The 16,704-nt window shown below is 49.8% G+C and carries 20 protein-coding genes; 17 read left to right on the top strand and 3 right to left on the bottom strand.

Features of this window, described 5'->3' with window-relative positions:
• The first annotated feature begins 289 nt into the window (after nucleotides 1-289).
• The 16 genes from rdgB (at nucleotide 290) to BMX22_RS07230 (ending at nucleotide 12,710) form a co-directional block, all read left to right on the top strand.
• Nucleotides 290-874 (top strand): RdgB/HAM1 family non-canonical purine NTP pyrophosphatase, encoded by a 585-nt coding sequence (gene rdgB / locus BMX22_RS07305; RefSeq protein ID WP_074741828.1) that lies wholly within the window; start codon nucleotides 290-292, stop codon nucleotides 872-874.
• Nucleotides 874-1,176 (top strand): ribosome assembly RNA-binding protein YhbY, encoded by a 303-nt coding sequence (yhbY, locus tag BMX22_RS07300; RefSeq protein WP_074741827.1) that lies wholly within the window; start codon nucleotides 874-876, stop codon nucleotides 1,174-1,176. The genes rdgB and yhbY overlap by 1 nt, the downstream gene beginning before the upstream one ends.
• On the top strand, nucleotides 1,176-1,871 hold the full coding sequence (locus BMX22_RS07295; RefSeq protein WP_074741826.1) for an NAD(P)H-dependent oxidoreductase: 696 nt from the start codon (nucleotides 1,176-1,178) through the stop codon (nucleotides 1,869-1,871). Before yhbY ends, BMX22_RS07295 begins: the two co-directional genes overlap by 1 nt.
• Before the next feature lie 6 nt (nucleotides 1,872-1,877).
• Complete coding sequence (nadD, locus tag BMX22_RS16840) at nucleotides 1,878-2,474, top strand: nicotinate (nicotinamide) nucleotide adenylyltransferase (protein WP_074741825.1); 597 nt, start codon at nucleotides 1,878-1,880, stop codon at nucleotides 2,472-2,474.
• Between the two features lie 9 nt (nucleotides 2,475-2,483).
• Nucleotides 2,484-3,083, top strand: a complete 600-nt coding sequence (yqeK, locus tag BMX22_RS16835) for a bis(5'-nucleosyl)-tetraphosphatase (symmetrical) YqeK (RefSeq protein WP_074741824.1) — start codon at nucleotides 2,484-2,486, stop codon at nucleotides 3,081-3,083.
• A gap of 42 nt (nucleotides 3,084-3,125) precedes the next feature.
• Nucleotides 3,126-4,712 carry an LCP family protein gene (locus tag BMX22_RS07280; protein WP_074741823.1) on the top strand — a complete coding sequence of 529 codons (1,587 nt, stop codon included), beginning with the start codon at nucleotides 3,126-3,128 and terminating at the stop codon, nucleotides 4,710-4,712.
• A gap of 3 nt (nucleotides 4,713-4,715) precedes the next feature.
• Complete coding sequence (rsfS, locus tag BMX22_RS07275) at nucleotides 4,716-5,093, top strand: ribosome silencing factor (protein WP_074741822.1); 378 nt, start codon at nucleotides 4,716-4,718, stop codon at nucleotides 5,091-5,093.
• Complete coding sequence (locus BMX22_RS07270) at nucleotides 5,080-5,463, top strand: hypothetical protein (RefSeq protein ID WP_074741821.1); 384 nt, start codon at nucleotides 5,080-5,082, stop codon at nucleotides 5,461-5,463. The genes rsfS and BMX22_RS07270 overlap by 14 nt, the downstream gene beginning before the upstream one ends.
• Nucleotides 5,464-5,490: 27 nt before the next feature.
• A complete protein-coding gene (gene leuS / locus BMX22_RS07265) occupies nucleotides 5,491-7,923 on the top strand; it encodes a leucine--tRNA ligase (protein ID WP_074741820.1) in 2,433 nt (810 codons plus the stop codon).
• Nucleotides 7,924-8,109: 186 nt separating this feature from the next.
• On the top strand, nucleotides 8,110-8,283 hold the full coding sequence (gene rpsU / locus BMX22_RS07260; protein ID WP_031561728.1) for a 30S ribosomal protein S21: 174 nt from the start codon (nucleotides 8,110-8,112) through the stop codon (nucleotides 8,281-8,283).
• A 151-nt stretch (nucleotides 8,284-8,434) separates the two neighbouring features.
• Nucleotides 8,435-8,983, top strand: coding sequence for a YqeG family HAD IIIA-type phosphatase (locus BMX22_RS07255; protein WP_074741819.1), 549 nt, complete (start codon nucleotides 8,435-8,437; stop codon nucleotides 8,981-8,983).
• A 2-nt stretch (nucleotides 8,984-8,985) separates the two neighbouring features.
• Complete coding sequence (gene aroQ, locus BMX22_RS07250; protein WP_074741818.1) at nucleotides 8,986-9,417, top strand: type II 3-dehydroquinate dehydratase; 432 nt, start codon at nucleotides 8,986-8,988, stop codon at nucleotides 9,415-9,417.
• Between the two features lie 9 nt (nucleotides 9,418-9,426).
• Nucleotides 9,427-10,494 (top strand): aminopeptidase P family protein, encoded by a 1,068-nt coding sequence (locus BMX22_RS07245; RefSeq protein WP_074741817.1) that lies wholly within the window; start codon nucleotides 9,427-9,429, stop codon nucleotides 10,492-10,494.
• A gap of 87 nt (nucleotides 10,495-10,581) precedes the next feature.
• Nucleotides 10,582-11,139, top strand: coding sequence for an elongation factor P (gene efp / locus BMX22_RS07240; RefSeq protein ID WP_074741816.1), 558 nt, complete (start codon nucleotides 10,582-10,584; stop codon nucleotides 11,137-11,139).
• A gap of 39 nt (nucleotides 11,140-11,178) precedes the next feature.
• Nucleotides 11,179-11,652, top strand: coding sequence for a CD1247 N-terminal domain-containing protein (locus BMX22_RS07235; protein WP_074741815.1), 474 nt, complete (start codon nucleotides 11,179-11,181; stop codon nucleotides 11,650-11,652).
• A gap of 80 nt (nucleotides 11,653-11,732) precedes the next feature.
• Nucleotides 11,733-12,710: an ion transporter gene (locus BMX22_RS07230; protein WP_074741814.1), complete on the top strand. Its 978-nt coding sequence runs from the start codon at nucleotides 11,733-11,735 to the stop codon at nucleotides 12,708-12,710.
• 369 nt (nucleotides 12,711-13,079) lie between these two features.
• Here BMX22_RS07230 and BMX22_RS07225 read toward each other — a convergent pair whose 3' ends face one another.
• Both BMX22_RS07225 and BMX22_RS07220 read right to left on the bottom strand, forming a co-directional pair.
• Nucleotides 13,080-14,450 (bottom strand): recombinase family protein, encoded by a 1,371-nt coding sequence (locus tag BMX22_RS07225; protein WP_318259705.1) that lies wholly within the window; start codon nucleotides 14,448-14,450, stop codon nucleotides 13,080-13,082.
• Complete coding sequence (locus BMX22_RS07220) at nucleotides 14,407-14,634, bottom strand: hypothetical protein (protein WP_074741812.1); 228 nt, start codon at nucleotides 14,632-14,634, stop codon at nucleotides 14,407-14,409. The genes BMX22_RS07225 and BMX22_RS07220 overlap by 44 nt, the downstream gene beginning before the upstream one ends.
• Before the next feature lie 261 nt (nucleotides 14,635-14,895).
• On the opposite strand from BMX22_RS07220, the gene BMX22_RS07215 reads away from it, so the two are divergent.
• Nucleotides 14,896-16,077, top strand: coding sequence for a DUF6076 domain-containing protein (locus BMX22_RS07215; protein WP_074741811.1), 1,182 nt, complete (start codon nucleotides 14,896-14,898; stop codon nucleotides 16,075-16,077).
• A 258-nt stretch (nucleotides 16,078-16,335) separates the two neighbouring features.
• On the opposite strand, the gene BMX22_RS07210 is transcribed toward BMX22_RS07215, so the two are convergent.
• On the bottom strand, nucleotides 16,336-16,704 hold a 369-nt coding region (locus BMX22_RS07210), incomplete at its 5' end, for a hypothetical protein (RefSeq protein WP_074741810.1).

The following is a 16,704-nucleotide window of genomic DNA, read 5'->3' as shown; positions in this document are numbered from 1 at the left end:
GGATTCGACGTCGATAACTTCGACGAGAATGCCGAGTTTACCGCGCGTACCGAGTTCGATATAGACGAGAGTTTCATGGAGGCACTCGCTGAGGAGAAGGCGGCGGAGGAGTCCGACGACGTAGATGACGATGACTATGACTTCGACGATGATGAAGCCGATGATGAAGCCGATGAGGACAGCGAGGATGAGGTGCGGGAAGAAGCTCCCGCTGAGCCCGAAAAGAAGAAAAAGAAAGGCTTCTTCAGCAGACTGTTCGGCAGAAAGGACGATGACGAGGAGGATGAAGATGACGAATAAGCTCGTCATGGCGACAAATAACGCGAACAAGCTCCGCGAGGCGAGAGAGATACTCTCGCCGCTCGGGATAGAGGTGCTGTCTCAGCGTGAGGCGGGTGCCGACTGCGACCCCGACGAGAACGGCTCTACTTTCGCGGAAAATGCCATAATCAAGGCAAAAGCAGTGTTCGAGGCTGTGGGGCTGCCGACTATCGCCGACGACAGCGGTCTCTGTGTGGATGCCCTCGGCGGCAGACCCGGGGTACACTCCGCGAGATATGCTCCCAAGGGCGGGGAGTGCGATAAGCTGCTCGGCGAGATGAAGGACGTCCCCGACGATAAGCGCGGTGCGGCGTTCAGGTGTACCGTTTGCTTCATGGACGCGAGCGGTCACAGCGAGTTCACGGGCTCGTGCGAGGGCGCTATCGGATATGAAAAGCGCGGCTCGAACGGTTTCGGCTACGACCCTGTGTTCATGGTCGGCGACAGGACTATGGCGGAGCTCTCCGCTGACGAGAAAAATTCCATAAGTCACAGAGGTGCGGCTCTGCGTGAGCTGTACCGCTTCCTGAAAGAAAGAAACGGTGATATATAATGCTGACAAGCAAACAGAGGGCGTACCTGCGCGGTATCGCCTCCACTTACGAGACTATTTTCCAAGTCGGCAAGGGCGGTGTTACCGAGGCGATGTGCAAGGATATCGCTGCCGCTCTCAACAAGCGCGAACTCATAAAGCTGCGTGTGCTCGAGAATTCGGGCTGGACAGCACGTGAGGCTGCCGACGCCATCGCCGAGCAGACAGGCGCGGACGTTGTGCAGGTCATCGGAAGCAGATTCGTGCTCTTCAAGCGCAACGAGAAAGAGCCCGTAATAGAGGGCATCCCGAAGGCTAAGTGATGAAGGTCGTTCTTATCAGCGGCACCGAACACAAGGGCTCGACCTACCGCATAGCGCGTATGCTGGCGGATAAGGTGACTTCCGACGAGAATATCGGCGAGGTGTTCCTGCCGCGTGATTTCGGGGAGTTCTGCCTCGGCTGCACTAACTGCTTCGTAAAGGGCGAGGACAGGTGTCCGCACTATGAGAAGCTCCGCCCGATAACCGAGATGATAGACGATGCCGATGTTGTCATACTCGCGTCGCCCGTGTACTGCTACCACGTCACGGGACAGATGAAGACTCTGCTCGACCACTACGGCTACCGCTGGATGGTGCATCGTCCCGATGAGAGGATGTTCCGCAAGCAGGCTGTCGTTGTCGCGACTGCGGCGGGAGCAGGTGTGAAGTCCGCGATGAAGGATATGGCGGACAGCACGTTCTTCTGGGGCATCCCTCGGACGTACAGGCTCGGAAAAGGTATTGCGGCTGCCGACTGGGACGGCGTAAAGCCGAAGCTGAAGGAGAGTATCTGCGCAAAAGCCGATAAAATTGCGAAAAAGATCGTGAAAAGACAGGGGAAAGTTTCTGTTCCGCTCAAAACAAAGGCCTTTTTCAAGATGATGAGCCTGATGCAGAAAAACGGCTGGAATCCCGCAGACGCCGACTACTGGAAGGCGAAGGGCTGGACGGGCAGCACGCGTCCGTGGAGGTGAGAGGCTGTGCGTATAGGTATTTACGGCGGGAGCTTCAATCCCGTCCATAACGGACACATACATCTCGCGCTGACCGCCGTCAGCGAGCTCGGGCTCGACAGGCTTTTCCTCGTGCCGTCGAAAATAAGCCCGCACCGCTCCTCTGACGAATATGTCTCGGAGGAGGACAGGCTCGAGATGCTGAGGCTCGCGTGCAGAGTGAGCGATAAACTGGAGGTCTGCGACTATGAGCTTCGCTCGGAAAGAGTAAGCTATACGATATTTACGGTCGAGGAGTTCCGCAGACGCTTCCCCGACGCCGAGCTGTTTCTCCTCGTGGGGAGCGATATGCTGATGATATTCGAGACGTGGAAACGCTTTGAGGATATTCTGCGCGAGTGTACTCTCGCGGTGGTGTCAAGATGTGAGGGCGATATGCCCGAGCTCGAGAAAAAGGCTCGGGAGCTCCGTGGATTCGGAAATATTGTCATCTGCCGCGCCGAGCCCGTTGTGGTGTCGTCGTCGGACATAAGAAAAAAAATTGCAAAAAAACAGAAATACTCTTGCTATCTCGACGAAAATGTAGTACAATATATTAGAATGAAGAAACTATACAAACAATGAGGTGAGCTTTTGTTATACGATATCGGCGATAAGAAAAAGCTTTTGAAATCTATGCTTTCGCAGAAAAGGTATCAGCATTCGCTGAACGTTGCCGCGGAATGCAGGAAGCTTGCCGAAAAATACGGTGAGGACCCCGATAAGGCTTATTTCGCGGGACTGCTACACGATATCTGCAAGGAGCTTCCCGCTGAGGAGCAGAAGGAGCTCGTGCTCAGCAGCGGTTACGCCGTTTGCAGGGAGGAGCTCGAGACACGTTCGCTCTGGCACGCGATAGCGGGGGCGTTTTACGTGAAGACCAGATTCGGTGTCGAGGATATCGGTATCCTCGATTCGATCCGCTTCCATACCGTCGGCAGGGCAGGGATGACCCGCCTTGAGGAAATAGTCTACCTCGGTGACCTTATCTCAGCCGAGCGCGACTACAAGGACGTCGACAAGATGCGCAAGATCACTTATGTCAGCCTCGATGAGGCTATGCTTGAGGCTTTTTCCTTTTCGATAAAGAATCAGGTCAAGAAAAACGGTATGATCCCGCTATGTACCGTAGAGGGATATAACTTCTATACAAGACTCATCAATGAAGAAAAGATAAAAACAGACAAGAAGTAGAATCAAACCAAAGAGTCAATGAAATCAGAAAAGAGGATCTAAATGGACAATAACGAAGTCAATCTGAACGGTGCGGACACGGAAAAAAACGCTCCCAAGCCGCTCAGGAAGCTCGTGAAGGTAAATAGAGAAAACAGGGACACTTTTGAGAATTATCCTCCTGTGAATGAGGAGTATCACGGCAGATATGAGGCGGCTCCCGAAGGGGAGTACCACGGCAGGCATGAGGCGCCCGAAGGGGAGTACCACGGTTTGCATGAGGCGCCCGAGGGAGAGTACCACGGTCTGCATGAGGCGCCCGAGGGAGAGTACCACGGTCTGCATGAGGCGCCGTCAAGCAGCCTTCGCGCTGTTCCGCCTCCGTACGGAAAGCGCGGATATGATGCCGATGACGGCGGATATGATGACTATGACTACGAATTCGAGGAAGATCACCGCAGAAAACGCTTCTCATTCAAGGACTTCCTTATAAAGACGCTTGCTGTGGTCACCAGCATCGTACTCATTGTCGGACTGATCGTCAATGTACCCATTTTTATGGACAAAAAGACGGGCGGGAACATCTCGCTCATAAATCTCATAAAGACTGCTCAGCCTATGGCTAAGGAGGGCTTGCTCGACAAGCAGAACGTCGAGCTGAACATCGATACCGAGAAGGTCGAGGAGGATTACAACGACGGTCTCGACCTCCCGCAGCTCATCGAGGGGCAGTACAGCGTTCTTTTCCTCGGCTTTGACGAGGATGAGTTCAACTCCGACGTAATGTGGATAGTGCAGTTCGATATCGGCAACGGTGAGATTAATATACTCCAGATACCGCGTGACTGCTGTCTGCCCGACTATACGACGAGCCCCGCAAGGAAGTTCAACAGCGTGTACTCCATGGGCGACCCCAACATCAATCCGCCCATTCAGCGCGTGGTTAATGCCGTGCAGGAGAACTTCGGCATCCCCATAGACGCCTATATCACTACCGCTTGCTTCGATATCGTGAGAATGGTCGATATCGTCGGCGGTATACCGATGCACCTCGATAATGAGATCATCTATGAGGCTGACAAGATTATCCCCGCGGGCGACGTCACTCTGACGGGCGAGCAGGCTGAGTGGTTCATTCGCTTCAGAAATGAGTGGCTCCAGGGCGATATCGGTCGTATGCAGAATCAGCGCAGGTTCATGTCGGCGGCTATGATGAAGCTCTTCGATATCGTTGAAAATGAGGGCAGACTCAAGCTCTACAGCTATATCAAGCAGATCAAGGACGAGGAGCTCATATATACCGACCTCTCTATCGGCGATATGAGCAAGATCGCAGACTTTGCTTCAACTATTGATATGGATCATGTCCGTGTCAATATGGTTCCAGGCGAGGACGCTACTTTCTACGGCGAGGACGGCGAAGAATATGCGGTGTTCTCTGTACACAAGGCGGCGACGATCGCTCTGCTGAACAAGTACTACAGACCTTATCAGACTGCTATGACTCCCTATGACACAACTATCGTCGAGCTCGTTCTCGACCATCAGTATGATGTATACGACGACACAAATATGACCTTCGAGGAGCTCGAGACTGCGACTGAACCGCTCCGAGACCCCGATAAAAAACCAAGTTGGAAGGTAGATTGATATATGACCGAGCAGGAAAAGCTTGAACTTATTGTAAAAACTCTCGACAGCAAAAGAGGCGAGGATATACAGGCGCTCCGTATCGCCGACCTCACTATACTCGCCGACTATTTCGTTATCGTCAACGGTACGAGCAATACCCACGCCCGCACACTCGCCGATGAGGTGGAGTTCGTGCTCTCGCAGAAGGGCATCGAGCCCGAGCGCCGCGAGGCTGATACAGGCAACACGTGGATAATCCTCGACTACGGCGATATCATCGTTCACGTTTTCTATAAGGAAACAAGAAGCTTCTATCAGCTCGAAGGACTGTGGGCTGACGGTGAGCAGGTAGATATAAGTCCGCTGCTCGTAAAGGAGAATGCAGATGAAAACAAATAACGCTCAGGGCAGGTCTGTTTGTCTCGCAATTACAGCCTATATGATCGCCAAGGCTGTGATAAATATGTTCATCGGCGGTATCTCGTTCGGCGGGATGGTCAGCACTTTCATGAGCATCGGCTTCGCTGTGCTCATCGGTATTCTGCTGTTTTCGGGACTGGAGTATGTCAACTACGGCGTTGCGGGTTACCTCGCGATAGGCTTCATGACTCACCTTCCCACCAACATTCTCCACATCACCTCAAACTGGTTCTACCTTCTCGAGGGCTTCGTGGACGTCGGCTGCGTGCTGCTTCTGCTGATACTGCCGTGCGTAAAGGAACACTTCACCAATAAGTGGAGCGAGGTCCCCGATTTGTTCAAGAAATAATTTTTAATAAAGGAATGATACAAGATAATGGGCAGATACGATTTCAGCACCATTGAAAAGAAATGGCAGAAATACTGGGAGGAGCACGAGACCTTCAAGACCGATGTGTGGGACTTCAGCAAGCCTAAGTTCTACGCGCTCGATATGTTCCCCTATCCGTCGGGTGTGGGCCTCCATGCAGGTCATCCCGAGGGTTATACGGCTACGGATATTGTTTCGCGCATGAAGCGTATGCAGGGCTATAACGTCCTCCACCCCATGGGCTATGACTCGTTCGGTCTGCCCGCGGAGCAGTATGCTGTAAATACAGGAAATCACCCCAACGGCTTCACTCAGGAGAACATCAAGACCTTCTCGAAGCAGCTCAGGGAGCTCGGCTTCGATTACGACTGGTCGAAGATGATAGCTACCTCCGACCCCGAGTTCTACAAGTGGACCCAGTGGATATTCAAGCAGCTCTACCTCGACGGCTATGCAAAGTACATAGATATGCCAGTAAACTGGTGTGAGGAGCTCGGTACCGTCCTCTCGAACGATGAGGTCATCGACGGCAAGTCCGAGCGCGGCGGCTTCCCCGTTGTCCGCAAGAATATGAAGCAGTGGGTCATCGACCAGCCCGCTTTCGCCGAGAAGCTCCTTGAAGGGCTCGACGAGATCGACTGGCCCGAATCCACTAAGTCCATGCAGAGAAACTGGATAGGCAAGTCCACAGGCGTGGAGGTCGAGTTCGATATTGTCGGCGGCGGCAAGTTCTCGATATTCACCACCTGCATCGAGACTATCTACGGTATCACGTTCATGGTGCTCGCTCCCGACGGCGACATCACCGCGAGCCTCCTCGACCGCGTTCAGAACCGCGATGAGGTCGAGGCTTACATCAATGAGACCAAGAAGAAAAACGATATGGACCGCACTGAGCTCAACAAGACCAAGTCGGGCTGCGAGCTCAAGGGCGTTACCTGCATAAATCCCGTAAACGGCAAGGAAGTCCGTATGTTTATCGGCGACTTCGTGCTTGCAAGCTACGGTACGGGTGCTGTTATGGCTGTTCCGAGCCACGACCAGCGCGACTTTGAGTACGCTGTCGCTCACAACATCGACATGATACAGGTCATCGACGGCAAGGACGGTCATATTGATGTTTCAGAGGCGGCTATGGAGAAGACAGAGTATCTCGGCAAGGGATACAAGCTCATAAATTCCGAGGAGTTCACAGGGCTCACTGTTGAAGAGGCTAAGGAGGCTATCACTCAGAAGCTCGAGGGTATGGGCAGGGCAAAGCGTACTGTCAATTACCACTTCCGCGAGTGGATATTCGCTCGTCAGCGTTATTGGGGCGAGCCTGTACCCGTTGTTCACGGCGAGGACGGTCAGATACACGTGCTCGACGACGAGGAGCTCCCGCTCATACTGCCCGAGCTCGACGACTACAAGGGCAAGAACGGCAAGGCTCCACTCGAAAATGCGACCGAGTGGAAGCAGTACGACAAAAACGGCGTCAAGGGCGTCCGCGAGACATCGACTATGCCAGGAAGCGCGGGTTCGAGCTGGTATTACTTCCGCTATATCGACCCGCACAACGACAAGCAGTTCGCTGACCCCGAGCTCCTCAAGCACTGGATGCCTGTCGACCTCTACATCGGCGGTCCCGAGCACGCTGTAGGTCACCTTATGTATTCGCGTATCTGGAACAGATACCTCTACGACAAGGGCCTCGCTCCGACTAAGGAGCCCTTTAAGAAGCTCGTTCATCAGGGAATGATACTCGGTGAGAACGGCATAAAGATGGGCAAGCGTTTCCCCGAATTCGTTGTGAATCCGTCAGATATCGTCAGAGATTACGGCGCAGATACGCTCCGTCTCTATGAGATGTTCATGGGACCTCTCGAGGTCAGCAAGCCGTGGAGCAAGAACGGCGTTGAGGGTGCAAGAAAGTTCATCAACCGCGTATGGAACTTCTTCACCGAGCCCGCTAACCTCACCGACGACAACGACGGCGCACTCACAAAGGTGTACCACCAGACAGTCAAGAAGGTCACCAATGATTTCGAGAACCTTGCTTTCAATACGGCTATCAGTCAGATGATGATATTCGTCAACGAAGTGTACAAGGTCGGAAAGTGCCCGAAGGAGTACGCTGAGGGGCTTATCAAGATGCTCTCGTGCATCACTCCCCACGTTGGCGAGGAGATATGGAGCCTTTTCGGTCATAATGACACTATCGCCTTCGAGAGCTGGCCCACCTATGACGAGGCTCATCTCGTCGAGGACACTATCGAGATAGTTGTCCAGATAAACGGCAAGATCAAGGCCAAGCTCAATATCGCTGTTGACGCCGACAAGGACAGCGTTATCGCTCTCGCTATGGAGAATGAGGACGTCAAGAAGGCTGTCGACGGCAAGAATATCCTAAAACAGATATATGTACCAAATAAACTTGTTAATATTGTTGCGAAATGACGAAATTTTCCAATCTGTAAAAAATGCTTGACATATTATGGTTTTAGTGATAAAATAATATTATATTCGTATATGATTTTTTAATCTGTTTTATTGTTGAGGTAAAGCCGACTGACACTCGCAAGAGTGATTAGTATAGAGCACGGTTCTTCCGTGTGCAACCTCTGAACAAGGGAGGGAAAATTAGTGGCAGAAGTTCGCGTTGGCAAGAATGAGTCTCTTGAGAACGCTCTTAAGAAGTTCAAGAGAGCGTGCGCAAAGGACGGTGTTATTGCTGAGGTCCGCAAGAGAGAGCACTACGAAAAGCCTTCGGTTAAGCGCAAGAAGAAATCCGAGGCTGCTCGCAAGCGCAAGTATTGATCCTTGCATGACAGAAAATGTTGATAAAAGCGGGCGTTATGTCCGCTTTTTCATTTTGTTCTTATCCGTATTTCCCAAGAAAATTTCCGCGGGGGAGCGCTTTCGACACGCTTCGCGCCGCTTTTACTATACAATATGAGAGGAGGACACTATGCTTTTCAGTATCACTGCTGCTTTCAACACAGTTACCGACATCTCACCCGATATGCTCGCAAGCCTCGGCATCCGCGGTCTTATCCTCGATATCGACAATACGCTTGCCTACCACAATGACCCACAGCCTGCCGACGGCGTCGTCGAGTGGATAGAGCAGATGAAGGAGAACGGTATCCGCCTGATAATCGTCTCAAACAACTTCTATCTGCGCGTGAAGCTGTTCTCGGAGCTCGTGGGTATCGACTGCGTGAGAGAAAGCAAGAAGCCCTTCCAGAAAGGATATAAGCTCGCTGCTATGCGCCTCGGTCTTCCAAAGCGTGCGCTTGCGGCTGTCGGCGATCAGATATTCACCGACGTCCTCGGAGCTAACCTTTTTAAAATAAAAATGCTGTATACTCTTCCAATAAGCAGAAAAAGCAACCGTCTGCTGAGACTGATAAGAGCTATCGAGGCTCCGTTCATACCAAAGAAGATCTATTGCAGCGGCGGACAGAGGACGGTCGAACACCGCCCGATGAACGCGATTACATATAAGGAGAACTGAGTATGATAAAAAAGATACTTGTCATCCACGGTCCTAACCTCAACCTGCTCGGCGAGCGTGAGCCCGGAGTGTACGGTAATATGAGCATTGATACGCTCAACAGCAATATCATCGACAGAGCAAGGGAACAGGGACTTGAATGCGAGATATTCCAGTCCAACCACGAGGGAGCTATCATCGACAAGCTCCACGCTGCACGCACCGCTTTCGACGGCGTCATTATAAATGCAGGCGCTTATACCCACTACAGCTACGCTATCCGCGACGCTATCGCAGCAATTAAGATACCTGTCATAGAAGTACACATCAGCAACATAGATGCACGTGAGGAGTTCCGCGCTAATTCCGTCATCGCTCCCGTTTGCAGGGGAAGTATCTGCGGACTCGGCTTCCTTAGCTATTACCTTGCCGTACAGGCTATGGCTGAGCTGTAAGGAGCAGATATGACAAGATTTGAGAGATTGTTCGGTCAGCTCCCCGATAGCATTGACTGCGTACTGATAACGTCTGATACCAACAGACGTTATTTTACAGGTATGAAGTCGTCGGACGGAACTGTCATCGCTTTCCGTGACAAGGCTTACCTCATTATCGACTTCCGCTACATCGAGAAAGCGAGGGCTGTGGTCACGGCTGCCGAGGTCGTTGAGCAGAAGAAGCTGAATGTTCAGCTTGCCGAGCTTATTCGCGAACACGGCGCCGCCAATATGGCGATAGAGTCGCAGACTATGACGGTCAGCAGACTGCATACACTGCGCTCTCAGCTCAAGGACGTCGAAGTCATCGACACGGATGTGCTCAGCAACGCTGTAAATGCGCTCAGATGCGTCAAGGATGAGCACGAGCTCGACTGCATAAAGAAGGCTCAGGCGATAGCAGAGCGTGCCTTTGAGGACATTCTCGGCTTCATTCGCGAGGGTGTCACCGAGAGGCAGATAGCTCTTGAGCTCAACAGGCTGATGTTTGAATATGGCGCTGAGGACCTGTCCTTCGAGACTATCGCTCTTTCGGGCGCTAATACCTCCATGCCGCACGGTGTTCCCTCGGATAAGAAGGTTCGCAAGGGCGAATTCGTACTCATGGATTACGGTGCCGTCTACAACGGCTACCACAGCGATATGACCCGCACGGTCTGCGTAGGAGAGCCCGACGAGGAGATGAAGAAGGTCTACAATATCGTGCTCGAGGCTCAGACTGCCGCCATAAATGCCGCTCATGCGGGCATGACGGGGCATGAACTCGATGAGACTGCCCGCTGTATCATCAACGATGCGGGTTACGGCGACTGCTTCGGGCATTCCCTCGGTCACGGTGTGGGACTTGAGATACACGAGCGCCCCAACGCTTCACCGAATTATATGCTTCCGCTTAACGAGGGAGCGGTCGTCACTGTCGAACCCGGCATCTACATTGCGGGAAAGTTCGGCGTGAGAATAGAGGATTTTGTCATTTTGACCGAAAATGGATGTATTAATCTGACAAAAAGTGCAAAAAATATAATATCTTTATAATATTATCGGTTTAGGTATTGCCAAATTGCCGAAAATGTGGTAAAATAGTACATATTGATTATATTGAAAAATACGGAGGTATTTATAATGATTTCAGCAGGCGATTTCAGAAACGGCGTTACTTTCGAGCTCGACGGTCAGGTAGTTCAGGTCATCGAGTTCCAGCACGTAAAACCCGGTAAGGGCGCTGCTTTTGTAAGAACAAAGTATAAGAACGTTATCACAGGTTCCGTTGTTGAAACTTCTTTCAACCCTACGGCTAAGTTCCCTACTGCTTTCGTTGAGAGAAAGGATATGCAGTACAGCTACAACGACGGAGACCTCTATTACTTCATGGATATGGAGACCTATGAGCAGGTCCCGATAAGCGCTTCTATCCTCGGCGACAACTTCAAGTTCGTCAAGGAAGAGATGATCTGTAAGATCCTCTCCTACAAGGGCACTGTTTTCGGCGTTGAGCCCCCCAACTTCGTTGAGCTCGTTGTTACTCAGACAGACCCCGGATTCAAGGGCGATACCGCTACTAACGCTACTAAGCCCGCTACTCTTGAGACAGGCGCTGAGATAAAGGTACCGCTTTTCATCAACGAGGGCGAGAAGATACAGGTAGATACCCGCACAGGCGAGTATATGTCTCGTGCATAATCTCTCTTAACTGTTTTTGATACGGAAGGAGGAGCTGCTATGAAGCTTACTGAGAAAATGTCATATTTACAGGGACTTATCGACGGTCTCGAGATCGATACAACTACTAAGGAGGGCAAGGCTCTCACTCAGATGACTGAGGTCATGTCCGAGCTGGTGCTCTATGTTGAGGACCTTCAGTCACAGGTAGATGAACTCACAGAGCTCTGCGATATCCTCGACGAGGACCTCGGTCAGGTAGAGGACGACTTCTACGATGACGGCTGTGACGACTGCGACGAGTGCTTCGACGATGACGACGACTACGACTTTGACGAGGACGACGATGAGCTTTATGAGGTCACTTGTCCTACCTGCGGCGATACTATCCTTATAGATGAGGGTATGATCGAGGAGGGCTCTATCAACTGCCCGAACTGCAATGAGCTCCTTGAGTTTGACGTCGATGACCTCACTATCGAGGACTTTGAGGAAGATTCCGAGGAGTCCAAAAACGAAGAGGACAATAAGTAAGTTGATACTATTCAGCGGACGGACGGTGGAATGCTGTCCGTCTGTTTTTTTATCTGCGGTGACTGAGAGGCGGTGACATTATGAGCAGTTCGTGCGATCCGATAAAGAAAAGGATCTTTGATATCATTCAGATAGGTCAGAGAAATGACCTCGTGAGCCGCCTCTTCGACTGGGGGCTTTCCGTGGTCATTATCATAAACATCGTCTCTATGTTTATGCAGACTTTCGACTGCTTTGAGCCGATAATGTGGCTGCTCGATACTGTCGAGGCGGTGACGCTTGTGCTGTTCTGCGCCGAGTACATCCTTCGCATATGGACGGCAGACCTCCTTTATCCCGAACTGACTCCCGCTAAGGCGCGCCTGAGGTTCCTCGTTTCGTTCGACGGTATCATCGACCTTTGTACTATTCTCCCTTTCTTCTATTTATCGGGCTTTATCGCTTTCCGTATGCTGAGAGTGGGGCGTATCTTTCACCTCTTCAGGATCAATTCGGTGTATGATTCGTTCAATATCATCACTACCGTACTCTATGAAAAACGCAATCAGATCCTTTCGTCCCTTTTTATCATTATTATCCTCATGTTCGCTTCGTCGCTCGGAATGTACAGCGCGGAGCACGACGCTCAGCCCGAGGTCTTCGGCAACGCTTTCTCGGGTATATGGTGGAGTATGTCGACTCTGCTCACGGTCGGTTACGGTGATATCTACCCCGTGACCATTGTCGGCAAGATTATGGCTATTTGTATCGCTTTCTTCGGCGTCGGAGTTGTGGCTATACCTACAGGTATCATCAGTGCGGGCTTCGTTGAGCAGTACTCTAAACGCGCCGCCTCTGAGGTGCAGCTCCACGATATCAGCAAGGTCGGGGAGATCCTCGTCGACAGTAAAAGCAGATTCCGCGGACGCAGGGTATCAGAGCTCAAGTGCGAGTACGATTTGCAGATTTTTATCATCCTGCGCGATGGGCTGACGATCATTCCTACCGATAACGTCGAGATTAGGGAAAAGGATATCCTTTTCATCAATTCCGAAAGAGTGAAAAAGAAAAAGAAATAAAAAGCCGAGGCATAAGGATTGTACTTATACGGAAGTAATACGGAGTATTTATTGAGGGAAACCCTTTTGAAAAAGGGTTCCGCTAACAGCGGCGGTCCCCTCTGTCGCTTCGCGACATCTCCCCGCACTGCGGGGAGTCACCCTCAAACTCCCTTCCTAAAACTTTCAATTTAAATTTTGCCCCTATGGGGTACTCTCCTGATATGAAAAGAGTTAGTCTTTCTTTTCAATGAGAGTACCCCATAGGGGCAAAATTTGGACTAAAAGTCTTTGGAAAGGGGCTCGGGGGAGAACCTTTCTTCTGCATGGTGTTCTTAACGCAGTTAATATGTATGGTTTCTCCGAGGAGGTCATCCTCGGAGATTTTTATTATGCAAACTTAGTCATGCCAAGCTCGTTCATCTCACCGTCAAGTCTGAATGCTTTATCAGTCTGAAAAGCGAAGTAGATGACGATATGATTACCGCAGGTCCTTGAACGTTTTACAGCCTTTTCGTGGACTTCAATTCGCTCTATAAAGGCTCTCAGGAGCTCCGGAGTGACCTTTGAAATTGTTACATACCTCTTAGCCTTGGTGATAAAGTCACGGATACATTTCTCACGCACTTTCACTTCATCAAGCTGCGAGTTGAGGGTTCTGAGCTTTGATTTCAGTTCAGTCTGCTCATTTTCAAAACTTGCAGATAGAAGTTCATAACGCTCGTCCGTGATCTTTCCGTTAGACCTGTCCATATAGAGAAGCTGTATTGCTTTGTCGAGCTGCTTGATTTTAGACGCATATTCATCTCTAAGGCTCTCGGATTCTTTAAGCTTCTTTGCCGCTTCAGCTTCGCCGTTCTTCATTGCATCGCTGTAAAACTCGTCTGAGTGCTCCCTTGCGTATTTCGTCACCTTTTTCATTGCTCTTAAAACTATCTCGTCGAGCACGCTTTCACGAATGTAATGCGAAGTGCAGTCGCTTTTGCGGCTTTCATAGTGTCCGCAGCGGTAGCTATCGTATCCGTGAGCTTTATCTCGATTACGATATAGCCTTGAACCACATTCAGCACAGTAAAGATAACCTGCATACTTGTCCAGCTCGCCGCATTTGTCTGCACGCTTTCGCCCTTCAAAGTGCTTCTGTACAAGATCAAATGTCGCTCTGTCGATGATCGGTTCGTGAGTATTGAGAAATATCTTCATATTCTCAGGCGAGTTCTTGATACGCTTTTTCAGCTTGTTGGACTTTGAATAGGTCTTGAAATTGACCGTATCTCCACAGTATATCCGATTGGAGAGCATTTTTCGTATAGTGTTTTTCGCCCAGGCATATGGCTTGTCGAGTGTGAGATTTCTTGAACGGCTGCCGTTTTTTCTGTAATTGTAAGCGCTGGGTGACAGCACCTGTTCCTGTTCAAGCGTTCCGCAGATTCGTTTGACACCTATTCCACTTGCATACATCTCAAAGATATGCTTGACAACAGGTGCAGTCTCGGAATCGGGTATGATTTGCTTCGGGTTGCTTGGATCTCTCATATAACCGTATGCTATCCAGGCTGCAAGACGTTCTCCTCGCTCTCCCTTTGCTCTCAGAACTGCACGTATCTTGTTCGAGCAGTCACGCGCATACATATCGTTGAACAGATTTTTGATACCAGACATCTCATTGAATCCGTTCGCACTATCAACGTTGTCAGTTACCGCAATAAAGCGAACATCATATGCAGGGAACACCAACTCCATGAGCCTGTCTGTCTCCAAGTGGTCGCGTCCGAGTCTCGATACCTGTACGACTTATGGTCGAGGTTTTCTTTTTGCTGTCGTAGTAACAGAGTAAGTCCATCACCACCTTGAACTCGGCAGGCGTAGTGATGTTGAGATACTCAAGCGGAGAGTTGATGCCGTTAGAGTACGCTGTGCAGTTGATAACGTTCAAATCTTTCATCTACATCTTCCTTTCGCGTTTCGAGTTTTTACTTGTGATGTCAAGAGTTGTCCGGACGTCTTAACTGCATTCAGTATACACGACAGCTTGACAAAAGTCAATAGATATAGTATACTATCTCTACCGAGTTCAATCTATAATCTATTTTTATGAACAAATTGTAAACTTTTGATTTCAAGCTATTTATACAGCTGTTTTCAAAGCAATCCGCAGTGTTATGCTCTCTGACGAAATAGAACACTATTTCTGAAAGGAGTTATTATGTTTGAGATAGAAGCACACTACCATGACAGAAAAATATATCTTTCCGACGGCAGAGTCTATCCGCTCGGAGAGATACTTCTGCGCTATTTTTCAATAAATTTTTATGACTTGGGCGAACTGTTTGACGTATGTGAGCGCGCGAAGTCCGAGTTGAACATCAGTTCCTTATTCTGTCCTGCGAACATAGGTGAGCGCGCACAGGAAATAGAATTTGCATACGACAGTATCATGGATATTGCAAAGTCGCTTCCGCCTTACGACACAAAACATTTCAGACACGGTCTGCTGAGAAACTTGTTCGCGTATTACAATGACATCTTTGACGAACCGTTTTATGAGGACTCAGAATTTGAAGTTGATGACTACAACGAACACTTTGTCAATGCAGAGAGCACTCCTGTGTCCTATGAGGAGATGTATATCACGGAAGATTTGAATGAACTTCGAGCGTTATCTGATTATGAATTCGACAGTAAAAAAGTTTTCAGCAACTACGAGAACAGAAAAGATGCTGCGGACTTCACAACCTGTATTGAGCAGATGACAACTGAGTTTGCAATTTTTATCGAAGATATAATTCGAGTAAAGAATGTTTTTATGCCATTTGCAGACGAACTCTGCGACCACAACAACTATCCTTCAACCGAAAAGGTCATCGAAGTATTTCAGAAGTTTACCGCAACACATAATCTCAGAAATTCGTATATGAATCTGGAGTCCAGCGGAAGTATGTGCATGGGAGATACAGTAATTGAAACGAAAAAAGGTCCCATACTCTGTGAGACTTATCGTTTCACATCGCTGGGAGCCTTTCTGTATTTTGAGCTGTTCAAGTGCATCGAGGAGAAGTTCATGCCTGTCAAGTGCCGCAACTGCGGTCGCTGGTTCATCATGAAGCATACAACGTTTTCGCACTACTGCAAGCGCTTAATAAGTAGCAATCCACCGAAGTCATGCCGTGACATCTCAATGCGTCACACCTTTAAGGACAAGCTCAAGAATGATCCTGTGTGGGAGATATACAACCGCGCCTACAAGCAGCACTACGCTCGTTTTATGAAAAAGAAAATGAGCAAGTCTGAGTTTGCTGAGTGGGGCGACTACGCTATTGAGCTGCGGCAGAAGGCTGCTGATGGCGAGCTGGATGTGGAAGAGTATAAGAGGGTGATCAGGGTATAATTAATTATTATATTCATCTAATAATGATCTGCTAGACAATATGGAAGCTAATCAATCCGCTTAATATCTTCAGGACGGCAGGACGATGAGTAACTACCTTTAAATATAGTATCGCTGGTGTAATGTTCACCCTTTGTGATATGGGTGAGAAAACGCGAGACAAGCTTCATATGTACCTCCAATCTCAGAAAGGTTTTTCAAAGTAAATATCCGTATTACTTCTGTATAAGCACAGCGCATATGGACGTCGTTTTCATGTTATTCCTGCTTTTTGTAGACAGCAACGACGTAAAGCTCGCGGCTGTCGTCGCGCCTGTCATATATCACGTTGTCCACGACGGGCAGGAGGTGGTGAAAGCCCTCGCGATTCGTGCAGTGGACGCAGTAAACGCCGCCTTTCAGTTCGAGCGCGCCAACCTTTATTTCATCATATTCTTTCAGCTTGGATATGCCATGACTCTCCATATACCGCTCGAAAACAGCTTCATCGTTGTACGTCCCGCAGCCGAGCTCCTGCGCAAGCTCAGTCAGCTCCGACTTCACCGCGTCGTACTCCCTGCCCGTGAGCTTAGTCATAGTCCGCACAACGCAGCTTTGCTTGTCGTCGCTCGGGTTATAGTAAACGAA

Origin of the sequence: Ruminococcus sp. YRD2003, from assembly GCA_900109435.1 — a bacterium.
GTDB lineage: Bacteria > Bacillota > Clostridia > Oscillospirales > Ruminococcaceae > Ruminococcus > Ruminococcus flavefaciens_G.
The sequence above is the reverse complement of the archived record's forward strand: the minus strand, read 5'-3'. Positions and strand labels throughout refer to the sequence as shown.

Coding starts and splice junctions, on each gene's coding strand:
- BMX22_RS07245 (WP_074741817.1), top strand. CDS start 9,427: ATGACAAGATTTGAGAGATTGTTCGGTCAGCTCCCCGATAGCATTGAC.
- BMX22_RS07255 (WP_074741819.1), top strand. CDS start 8,435: ATGCTTTTCAGTATCACTGCTGCTTTCAACACAGTTACCGACATCTCA.
- BMX22_RS07220 (WP_074741812.1), bottom strand. CDS start 14,634: ATGAAAGATTTGAACGTTATCAACTGCACAGCGTACTCTAACGGCATC.
- BMX22_RS07230 (WP_074741814.1), top strand. CDS start 11,733: ATGAGCAGTTCGTGCGATCCGATAAAGAAAAGGATCTTTGATATCATT.
- yhbY (WP_074741827.1), top strand. CDS start 874: ATGCTGACAAGCAAACAGAGGGCGTACCTGCGCGGTATCGCCTCCACT.
- BMX22_RS07270 (WP_074741821.1), top strand. CDS start 5,080: ATGAAAACAAATAACGCTCAGGGCAGGTCTGTTTGTCTCGCAATTACA.
- leuS (WP_074741820.1), top strand. CDS start 5,491: ATGGGCAGATACGATTTCAGCACCATTGAAAAGAAATGGCAGAAATAC.
- aroQ (WP_074741818.1), top strand. CDS start 8,986: ATGATAAAAAAGATACTTGTCATCCACGGTCCTAACCTCAACCTGCTC.
- rdgB (WP_074741828.1), top strand. CDS start 290: ATGACGAATAAGCTCGTCATGGCGACAAATAACGCGAACAAGCTCCGC.
- BMX22_RS07280 (WP_074741823.1), top strand. CDS start 3,126: ATGGACAATAACGAAGTCAATCTGAACGGTGCGGACACGGAAAAAAAC.
- rsfS (WP_074741822.1), top strand. CDS start 4,716: ATGACCGAGCAGGAAAAGCTTGAACTTATTGTAAAAACTCTCGACAGC.
- efp (WP_074741816.1), top strand. CDS start 10,582: ATGATTTCAGCAGGCGATTTCAGAAACGGCGTTACTTTCGAGCTCGAC.
- BMX22_RS07235 (WP_074741815.1), top strand. CDS start 11,179: ATGAAGCTTACTGAGAAAATGTCATATTTACAGGGACTTATCGACGGT.
- BMX22_RS07215 (WP_074741811.1), top strand. CDS start 14,896: ATGTTTGAGATAGAAGCACACTACCATGACAGAAAAATATATCTTTCC.
- BMX22_RS07295 (WP_074741826.1), top strand. CDS start 1,176: ATGAAGGTCGTTCTTATCAGCGGCACCGAACACAAGGGCTCGACCTAC.